Raw genomic sequence first — 12,172 nt, 5'->3', positions numbered from 1 at the left:
ATTCCCGCAACTAAACTTGATGAGGTTTGAGATGGTTCGGATGGTGGCGGCTGTGGCCGCGTTTGTAGCGATCTTTGCACTTGCTGGTATGTGGTACGTGAGCCGTGGCAATGGCGACGGAGATCAGTTTGCGCAATGCCGTCAAGGTCAGGTTGCCGGTGGCACAAGCGCGATTGGTGGGCCGTTTGAGCTCGTGAACGGGAACGGGGAAACTGTGACCGATAAGGACGTTCTGACCGAACCGTCGCTGGTCTATTTTGGCTATACGTTCTGCCCGGATGTCTGCCCGCTGGACAACACGCGGAACGCGGAAGCTGTTGATATCCTTGAAGCAGATGGCAAAATCGTGACGCCGGTGTTTATCACCATCGATCCGGAGCGGGACACGCCGGAAGTGATGAAAGACTATTCCGGTTACGTGCATGAGCGCATGATTGGTCTGACCGGGTCTCTGGAGCAGGTGAAGAAAGCCAGTCAGGCCTATCGCACCTACTACAAGAAGCAGACTCCGGAAGATGGCGATGACGAGTATTACCTCGTGGACCACTCGACCTTTACCTACCTGACGCTGCCTGAGCATGGCTTTGTCGAGTACTTTCGCCGCGATGTGACCCCTGAAAAAATGGCTGAAACCGTCGCCTGCTTCGTGGACAATATGTAGTAGTCGATGGTCTGTTTGACCCAATAGGCTAGGGGCGCTAATACTTGTTCAAAGACGCAGTGGGGAACAGGCACATGACGGAAAACGCGCTGTCGGAGATCGGGCCGGACAAATCACTTCTGTTGGTAGATGACGACGAGCCGTTTCTGCGCCGTCTTGCTAAGGCCATGGAAAAACGCGGTTTTGAGGTGGAGACGGCCGGGTCCGTTGCGGCGGGGCAAGCGATTGCCACAGCCCGTCCACCGGCCTACGCCGTGGTGGATCTGCGCCTTGGTGACGGCAATGGATTGGACGTTGTCGAGGTCATTCGCGAGAAGCGGGCGGACAGCCGGGTTGTCGTGCTGACAGGCTACGGCGCGATTGCGACGGCGGTGGCTGCGGTGAAGATTGGGGCGACCGATTACCTCAGCAAACCAGCGGATGCGACGGATGTGATGAACGCGCTTCTGAGCGGGCCGGATGAGCTTCCACCGCCGCCGGAGAACCCGATGAGTGCGGACCGTGTGCGCTGGGAGCATATCCAGCGGGTCTATGAATTGTGCGATCGGAACGTGAGCGAAACCGCGCGTCGGCTGAACATGCACCGCCGGACGTTGCAGCGGATTTTGGCGAAGCGGTCGCCGCGTTAAGGCGGCAGCCAAGCGCGCCCAAAACAACGTCGGTATCGTGTCGGTATCACGACTGTTTTGCGGAGGTGCGCCAAGTGTTAACAAACCCGGCCCAATTGGCCGGGTTTGATGCTTTTGGGGGCCTAAGACGCCTGTCGTATGTCCAGCTCGTCTGGCGCCATCGCGTGATCGCCTGTGTTGAACTGCCCCATCAGGTTGGAGAGCTTGGTGGCATCGGTGTGCAACAGGTGCCCGGCGGCGGTGGACTCCTCGACCATGGCGGCGTTCTTCTGGGTCACGTCGTCGAGTTGATGCACGTTGGTGTTGATCTCTTTGAGGCCGGTGGCTTGCTCCACTGTTCCGGAGGCGATGCCGCTGACCAAGCGGGAAATCTCGTTCACCCGATCCACAATGCTGTTGAGGGCGTGACCTGCGTCGCCCACAAGACCCACACCATGCTGCACATGTGCGGAACTGTCGGTGATCAGGGATTTGATCTCTGTGGCCGCATCCGCGGAGTTCAAAGCCAGATGCCGGACCTCCTGGGCAACCACAGCAAAACCGCGGCCATGCTCACCCGCGCGGGCGGCTTCGACACCGGCGTTTAGGGCCAGCAGGTTTGTCTGGAAGGCGATGTCGTCAATCACGCTGATGATCTGCGCAATCTTCTCAGACGATTTTTCAATTTCCGCCATGGCATCCACGGCATTTTGCACAATGGTCCCGCTGGCCTCGGCTTCAGAACGGGCGTGTGACATGGTGGTTTCCACACTGCGCGCCCCGTTTGCGGAAGATTGCACCGAGTTGGTCAGTTCTTCGAGCGCGGCGGCTGTTTCTTCCAGCGTTGCTGCCTGACTTTCAGTGCGTTTGGACAGGTGATCCGCGGCCTGGCTGATTTCGGCGGCGCCGATTGTCATGTTATTGGCGGCGTCCAGAACCTCTGAGATGGTTGTTCTCAGGCGTGTTAGAGACTGATTGAAGCTGATCCGGAGGGTTTCGTACTCCCCGGAGAAAGGTTCCTCCAAGGTGCAGTCGAGATCACCGTTGGCCAACCGCGCCAGACCTTCATCCAGTTGCGCAACAAATGCGCCACGGTCCTTAACGCGTGCATCTTCGCTGGCCTGAAGGCGCTGCTCCGCTTGTTCCAGCGCGATGCGGGTTTGTTCCAGAGACTGGTTCAGGTGTCCTACTTCGTTTTTGGCGTTGAGGTTGGCCGGGACAAAATCAAATTGTTTGTGCGCCAGCTTGTCCATGTCGGCCTGAAGTTGCTTGAATTGGGTGGTGAACGCCCGGATCAGACGGAAGCCAATCAACAGGCTGAGCAGGGTGCTCAGCGCGCCAACCGCCAAAGTGATCCGCAGAGTGGCCTGAGCCGCGTTGGCTTCCTCTACTGCGACCGCATTCATGTGATCGGCGATCCTGATTTCGAGATCCCGAAGAGATGTGATCCAGTCTGTTGCCCGCCCAAACCAGTCTTTGGCAGTGAGGCTGGGCACCTCACCTCCTGCTCCGGCCTTGAGAACGGCGGTGCGGATTTCGGGCAAGCCTGTGGGCGCAAGGCCAGCGCGCAGATCCACGTCCGGCAGATGGTATTTGAGCGACAAGGCGGCGATGTCCAGCAGCCGGGTTTCTGCTGCGCCGGTTTCTGCGAACCATTGGTAGACTGGGGGCGGGAAAGAGCCTTGGGCAAAACCTACGGCCCCAGCGGCGCGTTGTTGTCCGGCCATTTCCTTGGCGTAGGTCATGTTCACCAGGCCTGCGCTGATCTGTTCAAGCTGGGCGCTGTTCTGATGCAGGAGCGTGCTGCTGACGTCTTCGAGGATCTGCGCGATCATGTCGGAATAGCCCGCGCCCATGGCGCTGAGCTTTAGGGATTTGTTGGCGACACCGGGGCGTAGAGAAGCGAGCGGTTCCGTTGCAAGGAGTGGTGCTTTTGCCGTGTCCGGTACTGCGGCAATGGCGGTGTCGGTGGCTGTGCGCGCCTCTTTGAGGGTGTCGGTGAGCGTCTTGGCTTCGCTTGAGGAAAGGAAACCTGCGGAGAGGCCGCGCTCTACCTGAAGGGCGTGTACGACCCCCAATAGGGATGTGGCGTCGGAGGAGATGATTTGCGCCTTGTTGGCGTTTTGGCTTCGGGTCCAGTCGGATTGCGTTTTGAGGCCGCCGACGACTGTCAGAGCCAGAAGCGGCGCGAGAATTATTGCGAGTATTTGCGATTTTAGTGACATATGTTTCCCCAGATTTTGGATCGAATCTGAAAGTGCCTGTGGTGGTCCTAGGCAGGGGAAGTTGAACACTGTCTTAAAGTGAGAATTGTCGACAAAGCGTCTGTGGTGAGAGGGATGTGCACCCTAAACAGGCATCTGAGCGGCTTGTTTTGCTAAGTGATTGTTTCAAAAACGGATTGAACGGCGTGGAGAAATGCACTTTTCACGTGCATCTTTTGAGTAAGAAAACCTTAGGAATTTTCACGTTTTTGTGATCCATCGGCGGATGAGGCAGCCCAACCACGAAAAACCCGGCCGCAGGGGCCGGGCAGTGGGTTCAAAAAGAACCGGAACGTCCCACCCAGGAGAGGGGACGATTATCATGGGGTTATGGTTTAGGCGGCTTTGTCTGCAAGCATCTCGTCCACGATGGCCACAGCAACATCCGCCGGGCTGCAATCCATGGTCTTGGCGCGGGCGAAGATGCGGTCGAGCGTGTTTTCCACGGCAGCCAGCTTTTCGTCGACATACGCGGCCCGGTTGTCGATGGCGAGCACTTCGGTGGCGACGTTGATGATGCCGCCGGCGTTGGCGACGAAATCCGGCGCATAGAGGATACCGCGGGCGTGCAGGCGGGCGCCATCCTCTGCAGTGGCCAGCTGGTTGTTGGCGCCGCCACAGACGGCTGCGACGTTGAGCTTGGCAATGCTGTCCGCGTTCAGAATGGCGCCGATGGCACAGGGGGCCAGGATGTCTGCTTTCACGGTCAGGATCTCGTCCGGGCCAGCGGTCTGCGCGTCATACTTGGAGGCCAGCTCCGCGACGCGTTTGGCGTCGATGTCTGCCAGGATCAGTTTAGCGCCGGCGTTGTGCAGGAAGTCGCAAAGATAGGTACCAACGTGACCCAAACCTTGCACGGCGACGGTGCGGCCGGTCAGGACATTGGTGCCAAAGCGGTGTTTGGCGGTGACTTTGATCGATTCAAAGATGCCGCGCGCGGTGATTGGCGAGGGATCGCCGGAGGCGTACGGGCCATCTGGCAGACCGGCGACATATTTGGTTTCTGTGGCCAGAAGCGCCATGTCCGAAGGGCTCATGCCCATGTCTTCGGCGGTCCAGTAGTCACCTTCGAGCGTGTTGATGGCGCGGGCGAAGGTCAGCAGTTGAGCGGAAGTTTTGGCCGAAGCGTCGCCAATGATGACAGCCTTGCCGCCACCCAAGGGCAGGCCTGCGGCGGCGTTTTTGTAGGTCATGCCCTCAGACAGGCGCAGCGCGTCGGTCAATGCGGCGTCTTCACTGTCGTAAGGACGCATCCGTAGGCCACCCGCGGCCGGGCCAAGTTTGGTCGAATGCACCGCAATAAAACCGGTGAGGCCAATGCTGGCGTCATGTACGCGCAAAACGGCTTCATGGGTGGGGGTGGCCAGGCGGGTGATTTGCATTGGACGTTTCCTTTGTTCTTGTCGCTGTGTCCCAGGCGCGAAGTGGCGGCAAATTGACACAGGATCGACAGAGGTTTTCTCCAAATGCACCTATGCGGACGGGTGAATCTTGGAGATAATGCGCCGAATATGGTTAACTTTTGGAGATTTTCCCTATGGATGCCATTGATCGTAGAATCGTGCGGGCGCTGCAACTGGACGGGCGCATGAAGATTGGGGAGCTGGCAGAGCAGGTGGGGTTGTCGGCCACGCCCTGTGCGCGGCGGTTGGAGCGGCTGCAGGCGGATGGGGTGATCACCGGCTATGGCGCGCGGGTGGACCCGCGGAAAATGGGGGTTCCGGTGACGATCTTCGTGTCGGTGGAGCTGGAAACCCAAGGCGCGGACCGGATCAAAGAGTTTGAACGGGCGGTGCGCGGGTTTGAGGAGGTCATGGAGTGTTATCTCATGACCGGCTCACGAGATTTCCTATTGCGCGTTGTGGCGGCGGACCTGGACGCGTTTGATGCGTTTCTGGAGCATCGGCTGATGAAGGTGAAAGGCGTGCGCAATATGCGGAGCAACTTCGCCCTGCGGGCCTTGGTGCGGCGGGATGTGCTGCCGGCGATGTAGACTGCGGCAGAGAAAAATCTCGCTTAAGTGGAAATATGGTGCTCTACTCTACGCGCCCACAATTGAGGTGGGTGACATTGAATTAAGTGGAATAGAATTATGATGAAAGCACTTGCGACACCTGCAATTTTGGCGCTGGCCCTGGGCGGCTGTATGTCGACATCCGGCGATGAGGGCACCGTGATGGACAGTTTGATTGGCAAGGACCTGGTGACCAAAGACGGGTCATACCTCACGGTAAATGCGGATGGCACAATGGGTGGTGAGATTGGCGGGGAGCCGGTTGTTGGCACCTACAAGGCCAACGCAAAGCAGGCCTGTAGTGTGTTTACGTCGCCGGAGCGGCTGGTGGGCCGGGAGTTCTGTAGCGTGCCGGAGTTCAAAGGAGATGGCACCGTGGTGTTTAACCGGACAGATGGCAGCACCTCACCGGTTTATACCATCAGGTAACAGATCACGTTGGGGGACGGGTCTTCAGAGATCATACCGCTTGTGGATTTTTGACACCTTGGTGCCGTCCTCCAAAACCACGCCATCTTTGCGTTTGTAGTTTTCAAAGCCGCGGCTTTGGTAGTAGGCCAGACCGCCTTCGTTATCGGCGCGGATTTCAGCGTCCATCCATGTGTAGCCCAAAGCGCGGGCGGCCTTTACGCTGGCCTCAAACAGTTTGGAACCAATGCCAAGACCTGTGCGGCCTGCTTTTACAAATGTGCCAATGCCACAGGCTTCGGGCGGCAAATCCCCCCATGGGCCGATCCATTGGAAGCCAAGGAGGTCGCCGCCTTCTGTCAGAGCCACATGCCATGTGCTGCAGTCCTGATTGGCCATCAACCAGCCTTCCAGATCATCGCGCGACATCGGATTGGTCATGGCGGTGGTGCCGCCGATGTCGATGATTTCGTTGAGCAGCTCTGCGGTTTGACGCAGGTCTACGGGGCTGCCTTTTTGGATGGTGATTTGGGACATGGATAACTCGGTATTAGTGACTAAACAGGCCTAAAGTGCGGCCAGAAGGGTTTCAACGCGGGTGGTGTAATCGGTGCGGACTTCCACAGGTGGGCGCAGGCGGATGGACAGGCCGTCGATGATTTTCGGGTCCGGGATGCCAAACAGTTTGTTGGCTTCGGGTACCGAAAAACCGGCGATTTGCGTGGCCTCCATCCAAGCGGAGACTTTGTCCGCCTTTTTGATCTGTGCTTTGAGCCGCTTGGGCGTTTCAGCAGGCAGGCCAAAGCGGATGTGGATCGCGGCCATCAACCGGTCATCAAGCGTTTCATATTCCGGACCCACCGCGGCTTTCACCGGGGAGATCATGTCGCCAATCACATATTCCGGCGCGTCATGCAGCAGCGCGGTCAGCCGGGTTTTGGGCGTGGCGGATTTGTACATCCGGCCATAAAGCTCTTCGACCAGCAGGGAATGTTCGGCCACGGAATAGGCAAAATCACCGTGGGTTTGTCCGTTCCAACGCGCCACAAAGGCCAACCCGTGGGCGATGTCTTCGATTTCGATGTCCACGGGGGTGGGGTCCAGCAGGTCCAGCCTGCGACCGGACAACATACGCTGCCATGCTCGTGCCAAAAGGGTGCCTCCCGTTCACTCAATCCGAGGTGTTGCCAAATTGCGCGCCGCCTCGGTAAGCAGTTTATTGGTAAAGGAAAATTTGTGAAAGAACTCATTATGCTGTCCAAGGTAGCGAAAGAGTACCTGCTTATTGAATTCAGCGAAGACAACGCCGGTTGGTTGGTGCGATTTTTGACCAAGCAATTTTTTGAAAAAGGCGAGACGTCATGGACCGGCAATGTAATTGGTTTGGAAATTGATGCGGAGACCCAGATTGTTACGGTTGCTGATCTGTTTTGCGAGAGACCAGATGAATTGGTTCCTTGGAAGGTTCTCGTCGATTGGATCTATCAAGAGCGTGGACTCACGGGGCATTGAAGCCGATGCCGTGAGGGACTGGTTCCCGGGAGGTGAGCCAGTCTTGCCCGGTGAAATATTTTCCATTGAGTTGCTTGAGGGCTTTTGTGTTGTTGCCCAAGTGTTGTCTTACGAAGCTGATGCAATGGGAAGCTATCTCTGTGCCTTTACGATGGTGCCGCTGCACGAGCATAGTCACGTCGAAGAACTGGATCAGAGGGACGTGATTTCAGTGCAGTTTGTCACGGCGGACAGCTTCAGAATGCCGGAATGGCAAAGGGTCAGCAGCGCGCCGATTTTGCCAATTGAAGGCTTTGTAGACCTCCACGCCGCGCACAAAGCTGGGTTCATCGGCACAGAAATCTTTGGTGGACGCAATGTCACGAAGTTCCTTTGCGCCTGCTATGGGCTCAGAGCTTGGGATGATTGGGCAAACCCGAAGTATCTGGACGCCATGTTGCTTCCAGGCACACCCCGTCCACCGCTGGCGCGGATGAAATCGGACTTTGATCGGTTGCCGTCATAGTTGGACGGAAACAACCGAACTCACGAGTACGATAACTGTGCCCATCAGCAAGACGGCAGGGATGAAGAAAGCAGACCGAAACATGGCCCTTAGTGGCGGGAAATTCATGACCAAAAACCTAATAAATAAAGGTTTCTTATACCTTGGTTTCGGAAGTCTTAACAGTCAGGGGAAGCTGACCTTCAAACCCAACGGTTTGCTGCAAAATGAGGCGTCGTCACATTTTGGCCATATTTGAGGCGCACCCTATTTGGTAGTCGGGATCACGTGCTGCCACAAAACAACGTGATCAGGCGTGTTTTGAAAAAGCGCACCGCGATACCGACGTTACTAGCGAGGGGGGCACGTTTCTACATCGGCTTCCTCCCGCGTGTCCCCCTCTCCAAACCTCAATGTTTTGTGCCCAATGGGCCGAATTGCGCGAGAAAGGAGAGTGCTATGTTTAAGAGAGTAGTAGGAGCAGCCTTGCTGTTTGGCATGGCCGCAGCAGCCCCACCCGCGTTCGCCGCCGGATGTGCGGACAGAGACCTCGTGGTGAAGCGTTTGCAGAGCAAATACGCTGAAGCCATGGTGGCTGGCGGGCTACAAGGCAGCCACGACAATAAGATGACGATGCTAGAGGTGTGGTCATCAGAGAAAACCGGGACATTTACGGTGATCATGACCAATGCGCAGGGGGTGTCCTGCATCTTGGCCGCCGGAACGGACTGGTTTCAGCAAGAGGCGGTGCTGCCGCCCGAAGGAATCGAAGGCTAGTAACGTTGTAGAAAGGCCTTCTGAGTGTTATCTGGTCGCCAAAGCAAACCCGTAAGGAGCTGGGCGCAATGGCGACCGATTACACTGTTAAAGACATTTCCCTGGCCGAGTTTGGCCGCAAGGAACTGGATATTGCCGAAACTGAGATGCCAGGCCTGATGGCGCTGCGCGAAGAGTATGGCGATAAGAAACCACTGGCTGGTGCGCGCATTGTTGGCTCGCTGCACATGACCATTCAGACCGCGGTACTGATTGAGACGCTGGTGGAGCTGGGCGCGGATGTGCGCTGGGCGAGCTGCAACATCTTCTCCACACAGGACCACGCGGCGGCGGCGATTGCCAAAGCAGGCATCCCTGTGTTTGCGATCAAAGGTCAGTCTCTGGAAGAGCACTGGGATTATCTGGACAAGTCGTTCTTGTTTGCCGATGGCCCGAACATGATCCTCGACGATGGTGGCGATGCGACACTCTATGTGTTGCTTGGTGCCAAGGCGGAAGCGGGCGAAGACCTCGGCGTGCCGGGTTCTGAGGAAGAAGAAGTCATTCACAAGCAGATCGCGAAGCGCATGGCGGAGAGCCCCGGCTGGTTCACCAAAACCCGCGACGCGATCCAGGGTGTGTCCGAGGAAACCACCACCGGCGTGCACCGCCTGTATGATCTGGTGAAAAAAGGCGAGCTGCCTTTCCCGGCGATCAACGTGAATGACTCCGTGACCAAGTCCAAGTTTGACAACAAATACGGCTGTAAAGAGAGCCTTGTGGACGGCATCCGCCGCGCGACTGACACGATGATGGCCGGTAAAGTGGCGGTTGTTTGTGGCTATGGCGACGTGGGCAAAGGTTCTGCCGCTTCGCTGCGCGGCGCAGGTGCGCGGGTGAAGGTGACCGAGGTTGACCCGATCTGTGCGCTGCAAGCGGCGATGGACGGCTTTGAAGTGACCACGCTGGAAGACGAAGCGGCGACCGCCGATATCTTCATCACCACCACCGGCAACAAAGACGTGATCCGTATCGAGCACATGCGCGAGATGAAGGACATGGCGATTGTTGGCAACATCGGCCACTTCGACAACGAAATTCAGGTGGCAAACCTGAAGAACCACAAGTGGACCAACATCAAAGAGCAAGTGGACATGATCGAGATGCCATCCGGCAACCGCATGATCCTGCTGTCTGAGGGCCGTCTGCTGAACCTCGGTAATGCCACCGGTCACCCGTCGTTTGTGATGTCTGCAAGCTTCACCAACCAGGTGCTGGCGCAGATCGAGCTGTTCACCAAAGGCGAGCAGTACAACAACGAAGTCTACATCCTGCCCAAGCATCTGGATGAGAAAGTGGCGGCGCTGCACCTTGCGAAAGTGGGTGCGAAGCTGTCCAAGCTCAGCAAGGATCAGGCGGACTATATCGGTGTCGGCACCGAGGGTCCGTTCAAGCCGGAGCATTACCGCTATTAAGCTTAGTTAGTGACTGAAATTGAGAGCGGCGTCCCGGATTGGGGCGCCGTTTTTGGTTTAGTCTCAAAAATTGGAGTTTAGGTTAGCTAAGCCGCGGGAATTTCGATTGAAGTAGCAAGGCAGGCGTAACACCCTGCGCTAACTTACATGAACTTCTTCGCTTGCATGGCAATATGAACTGCCGCCAATGATCCCAGGGAGAAAAAACCAAGTTTCCAGTATAGGTTTCCACCGATACTTCCAACAAATAGGGTCACGATCACGGTAACGAAAACCAAGGTGAACACAGCTGCCACAATCCTGAAAAAGCCATCTGTGACCCAGAGGTACGCACTTTTTGTATATCGAAGGATAGAAGCCAGAAACACTGAGAGTTGAAAGTACATGACGTCAATTCTATCGGTTTGTCCGCTCCCGGCAAAGCGCAATCCGACACTTTGGAAAGATCAGTGTGACTACGGAACAAGTAGGCTGAGTTTTGTGCTTAGAAACGCCAAGCATGTGTTCACCCTTTTTGAGCGAAATGAGTTCTGAGACAGTGTCACCCGTCCCGCCCAGGCTCCTTTGGATCGCTTGAATAAATCGCGATTTTGTTGTTGTCGGGATCGCGCAGGTAGCTGACGTAGAAGTTTGGGCCGTAGTCGGGGCGAAAACCGGGTAAACCTTCGTTTGTGCCACCGGCAGCGAGGGCGGCGGTGTGCAGGCTGCGGACCTGCGCTTGGCTTGTGGCCTCGAAGGCGACCATGGTGCCGTTGCCAACCGAGGCGGTTTTGCCGTCAAACGGCGGTTTCACGTAGAAGTCGGGTAGCAATGGCCGTTGGCCTTCGGGAACAGGCAGGGCGTAGCTGAGGCCTTCGGGGCCTTCTTTCACGCTGTAGCCCAGTGCAGGTAGGACCGCGGCGTAAAAGCGTTTGGCGCGGGGGATGTCGTTGGAGCCGACACACACGTAGCCGATCATTGGGTGGTGTCCTGATTGAGCGCGGCTGTTTCCCAGTCTGTCAGGAACTGCATGACTTCGAGACTGTCGGATAGTCGTGGGGAGGGGCGTGGCGCTTCTTTGGCACCCATTGCCAGCGCGCGCTCGACCATTTTGACCTGGTGATAAAAGGCGTCGTGCTTGGTTTCGACCACGATGTCACGGGCGGGGCCATCATAAGGCTGCCAGATCATCCGATTTTCACCCGCTTCGGGCAGCCACGGATTTGTGGCGAAACGTAGCGTGCCTTTGGTGGTCACGATGGTGAAGGCGTGCGCCATGCCGTGGCCGTCGGTGCTGTGCAGGTTGGCAAGCACGCCGTTGTCAAAGCGCAAGGAGAGGCTGGCGTCTTGCAGTGTGCTGTCTTTGCCGATGTTGCCAAAAGCGGCGATGGATCGGGAAGCAAAGGCGTCTTCGCCACACATGGTTTGCACCACCAGATGCAAGAGGGACGCGGGGTAGCAGCCGAGGTTGTAGAGCGTGCCACCGCCGGCAGGGTTGACCACTTGCCAGATGTCGGCGGCGTAGAAGCCGGAGACGGAGCGCAGGTCGCCTACGGAAGGATCGCGCAGGACCGTGACCAGCTGCTGCATAAACGGATGCGCGAGATACATCAGACCTTCGGCAAAGAAGATGTTCGCAGCTTGCACAGAGGCGATCAGCGCGTGGGCATCTTCCATCGTGGTGGTCAGGGACTTTTCGCAGAGCACGGGCTTGCCAGCGGTCAAAGCGGCTTCGGTGGCGGCGCGGTGCAGGTGGTTGGGCAGGGCGATGTAGATCACGTCCACATCCGGATTGGCCAAAAGCTCGGCTTGATCCGTGGTCGTGTGGGTGACGCCATATTGGGCGGCAAGCTCGGACAGCGCGGTTTCGTTGCGGCCACACAGCATGGCCACGGTCGAGCCGTCGCTAGCGCGAATGGCGCCGAGCATCGCGTGCGAAATGAAGCCGGTTCCAAGAATACCCCAACGCAGCATCGTGTGCTCCTGTGTCATGAATTGCCAAGAGCGCCAC

The 12,172-nt window shown here is 57.2% G+C and carries 14 protein-coding genes; 8 read left to right on the top strand and 6 right to left on the bottom strand.

Annotation, left to right across the window (positions count from 1 at the left end; all coding sequences use genetic code 11):
• The first annotated feature begins 31 nt into the window (after positions 1–31).
• Complete coding sequence (locus tag SIB92_RS15300; RefSeq protein WP_412552853.1) at positions 32–661, top strand: SCO family protein; 630 nt, start codon at positions 32–34, stop codon at positions 659–661.
• A gap of 74 nt (positions 662–735) precedes the next feature.
• Entirely contained in the window at positions 736–1,290 is a 555-nt protein-coding gene (locus SIB92_RS15295) for an ActR/PrrA/RegA family redox response regulator transcription factor (RefSeq protein ID WP_164643671.1), read from the top strand.
• Between the two features lie 122 nt (positions 1,291–1,412).
• Here SIB92_RS15295 and SIB92_RS15290 read toward each other — a convergent pair whose 3' ends face one another.
• Both SIB92_RS15290 and SIB92_RS15285 read right to left on the bottom strand, forming a co-directional pair.
• Positions 1,413–3,494: a methyl-accepting chemotaxis protein gene (locus tag SIB92_RS15290; protein ID WP_412552852.1), complete on the bottom strand. Its 2,082-nt coding sequence runs from the start codon at positions 3,492–3,494 to the stop codon at positions 1,413–1,415.
• Positions 3,495–3,868: 374 nt separating this feature from the next.
• Positions 3,869–4,915 (bottom strand): Glu/Leu/Phe/Val family dehydrogenase, encoded by a 1,047-nt coding sequence (locus SIB92_RS15285; protein WP_412552851.1) that lies wholly within the window; start codon positions 4,913–4,915, stop codon positions 3,869–3,871.
• Between the two features lie 155 nt (positions 4,916–5,070).
• On the opposite strand from SIB92_RS15285, the gene SIB92_RS15280 reads away from it, so the two are divergent.
• Both SIB92_RS15280 and SIB92_RS15275 read left to right on the top strand, forming a co-directional pair.
• Positions 5,071–5,526: an Lrp/AsnC family transcriptional regulator gene (locus SIB92_RS15280; RefSeq protein ID WP_412552850.1), complete on the top strand. Its 456-nt coding sequence runs from the start codon at positions 5,071–5,073 to the stop codon at positions 5,524–5,526.
• Between the two features lie 99 nt (positions 5,527–5,625).
• A complete protein-coding gene (locus tag SIB92_RS15275; protein WP_412552849.1) occupies positions 5,626–5,976 on the top strand; it encodes a hypothetical protein in 351 nt (116 codons plus the stop codon).
• A gap of 24 nt (positions 5,977–6,000) precedes the next feature.
• On the opposite strand, the gene SIB92_RS15270 is transcribed toward SIB92_RS15275, so the two are convergent.
• Together SIB92_RS15270 and SIB92_RS15265 are read right to left on the bottom strand one after the other, a co-directional pair.
• Entirely contained in the window at positions 6,001–6,492 is a 492-nt protein-coding gene (locus SIB92_RS15270; RefSeq protein ID WP_412552848.1) for an N-acetyltransferase family protein, read from the bottom strand.
• A gap of 30 nt (positions 6,493–6,522) precedes the next feature.
• Positions 6,523–7,086, bottom strand: coding sequence for a hypothetical protein (locus SIB92_RS15265; RefSeq protein WP_412555849.1), 564 nt, complete (start codon positions 7,084–7,086; stop codon positions 6,523–6,525).
• Positions 7,087–7,191: 105 nt separating this feature from the next.
• On the opposite strand from SIB92_RS15265, the gene SIB92_RS15260 reads away from it, so the two are divergent.
• From SIB92_RS15260 to ahcY, 4 genes are all read left to right on the top strand, one after another.
• A complete protein-coding gene (locus tag SIB92_RS15260) occupies positions 7,192–7,467 on the top strand; it encodes a hypothetical protein (protein ID WP_412552847.1) in 276 nt (91 codons plus the stop codon).
• A gap of 124 nt (positions 7,468–7,591) precedes the next feature.
• Positions 7,592–7,972 carry a hypothetical protein gene (locus tag SIB92_RS15255; RefSeq protein ID WP_412552846.1) on the top strand — a complete coding sequence of 127 codons (381 nt, stop codon included), beginning with the start codon at positions 7,592–7,594 and terminating at the stop codon, positions 7,970–7,972.
• 438 nt (positions 7,973–8,410) lie between these two features.
• Complete coding sequence (locus tag SIB92_RS15250) at positions 8,411–8,728, top strand: hypothetical protein (RefSeq protein ID WP_412552845.1); 318 nt, start codon at positions 8,411–8,413, stop codon at positions 8,726–8,728.
• Between the two features lie 68 nt (positions 8,729–8,796).
• Positions 8,797–10,182, top strand: coding sequence for an adenosylhomocysteinase (gene ahcY, locus SIB92_RS15245; protein ID WP_412552844.1), 1,386 nt, complete (start codon positions 8,797–8,799; stop codon positions 10,180–10,182).
• 541 nt (positions 10,183–10,723) lie between these two features.
• Here the strand turns inward: ahcY and SIB92_RS15240 are convergent.
• Together SIB92_RS15240 and SIB92_RS15235 are read right to left on the bottom strand one after the other, a co-directional pair.
• Positions 10,724–11,140: a VOC family protein gene (locus SIB92_RS15240; protein ID WP_412552843.1), complete on the bottom strand. Its 417-nt coding sequence runs from the start codon at positions 11,138–11,140 to the stop codon at positions 10,724–10,726.
• Positions 11,137–12,135, bottom strand: coding sequence for a Gfo/Idh/MocA family protein (locus SIB92_RS15235; RefSeq protein WP_412552842.1), 999 nt, complete (start codon positions 12,133–12,135; stop codon positions 11,137–11,139). The genes SIB92_RS15240 and SIB92_RS15235 overlap by 4 nt, the downstream gene beginning before the upstream one ends.
• Positions 12,136–12,172: the final 37 nt, after the last annotated feature.

The organism is Shimia sp. MIT1388 (genome assembly GCF_047124445.1).
In the GTDB taxonomy this organism is placed as follows: domain Bacteria; phylum Pseudomonadota; class Alphaproteobacteria; order Rhodobacterales; family Rhodobacteraceae; genus Shimia.
This window is presented reverse-complemented; position numbering and strand designations above follow the sequence as displayed.

Excerpts from the sequence above, each read along its gene's own strand:
- SIB92_RS15300 (WP_412552853.1), top strand. The coding sequence starts at position 32 with ATGGTTCGGATGGTGGCGGCTGTGGCCGCGTTTGTAGCGATCTTTGCA.
- SIB92_RS15295 (WP_164643671.1), top strand. The coding sequence starts at position 736 with ATGACGGAAAACGCGCTGTCGGAGATCGGGCCGGACAAATCACTTCTG.
- SIB92_RS15290 (WP_412552852.1), bottom strand. The coding sequence starts at position 3,494 with ATGTCACTAAAATCGCAAATACTCGCAATAATTCTCGCGCCGCTTCTG.
- SIB92_RS15285 (WP_412552851.1), bottom strand. The coding sequence starts at position 4,915 with ATGCAAATCACCCGCCTGGCCACCCCCACCCATGAAGCCGTTTTGCGC.
- SIB92_RS15280 (WP_412552850.1), top strand. The coding sequence starts at position 5,071 with ATGGATGCCATTGATCGTAGAATCGTGCGGGCGCTGCAACTGGACGGG.
- SIB92_RS15275 (WP_412552849.1), top strand. The coding sequence starts at position 5,626 with ATGATGAAAGCACTTGCGACACCTGCAATTTTGGCGCTGGCCCTGGGC.
- SIB92_RS15270 (WP_412552848.1), bottom strand. The coding sequence starts at position 6,492 with ATGTCCCAAATCACCATCCAAAAAGGCAGCCCCGTAGACCTGCGTCAA.
- SIB92_RS15265 (WP_412555849.1), bottom strand. The coding sequence starts at position 7,086 with ATGTTGTCCGGTCGCAGGCTGGACCTGCTGGACCCCACCCCCGTGGAC.
- SIB92_RS15255 (WP_412552846.1), top strand. The coding sequence starts at position 7,592 with ATGGGAAGCTATCTCTGTGCCTTTACGATGGTGCCGCTGCACGAGCAT.
- SIB92_RS15250 (WP_412552845.1), top strand. The coding sequence starts at position 8,411 with ATGTTTAAGAGAGTAGTAGGAGCAGCCTTGCTGTTTGGCATGGCCGCA.
- ahcY (WP_412552844.1), top strand. The coding sequence starts at position 8,797 with ATGGCGACCGATTACACTGTTAAAGACATTTCCCTGGCCGAGTTTGGC.
- SIB92_RS15240 (WP_412552843.1), bottom strand. The coding sequence starts at position 11,140 with ATGATCGGCTACGTGTGTGTCGGCTCCAACGACATCCCCCGCGCCAAA.
- SIB92_RS15235 (WP_412552842.1), bottom strand. The coding sequence starts at position 12,135 with ATGCTGCGTTGGGGTATTCTTGGAACCGGCTTCATTTCGCACGCGATG.